Below are 562 nucleotides of genomic sequence, written 5' to 3' on the forward strand. Positions count from 1 at the left end.
GCACCGCGACGGTGACGAACGCCGCCGTCGCGGCGGGCACCTATGTGCTGAGCGAACCGAGCGTGGCCGGTTACACCGCCGGCGCGTGGACCTGCACCGCGGGCGCCTTGACCGGCGACAGCCTGGTCCTGACCRGCGGSCAGAAYGCGACCTGCACCATCGYCAACGACGACCAAGCGGCGACGCTGACCCTGGTCAAGACGGTGACCAACGACAACGGCGGCACCGCGACGATCAACGACTTCCCGTTGACGGCAACGGGTCCGACCACGATCACCGGTGTTAGCGGCACCGCGACGGTGACCAATGCCGCGGTCGGTGCGGGCACCTACACCCTGAGCGAAACCAACGTGGCCGGCTACACCGCCGGCGCGTGGAGCTGCACCGCGGGCGCCTTGACCGGCGACAGCCTGGTCCTGACCGGCGGGCAGAACGCGACCTGCACCATCGTCAACGACGACCAGGCSGCGACGCTGACCCTGGTCAAGACGGTGACCAACGACAACGGCGGCACCGCGACGATCAACGACTTCCCGTTGACGGCAACGGGTCCGACGACGAT

1 protein-coding gene is annotated in these 562 nt (G+C 68.9%); it reads left to right on the forward strand.

The annotated features are described in order from the left end of the window. Positions 1-562: hypothetical protein (locus AB4Y92_RS25350; protein ID WP_441822126.1), on the forward strand; the 562-nt coding region annotated here is incomplete at both ends.

The sequence above is a fragment of the Lysobacter sp. TAB13 genome, assembly GCF_052113885.1.
Lineage (GTDB): Bacteria > Pseudomonadota > Gammaproteobacteria > Xanthomonadales > Xanthomonadaceae > Lysobacter > Lysobacter gummosus.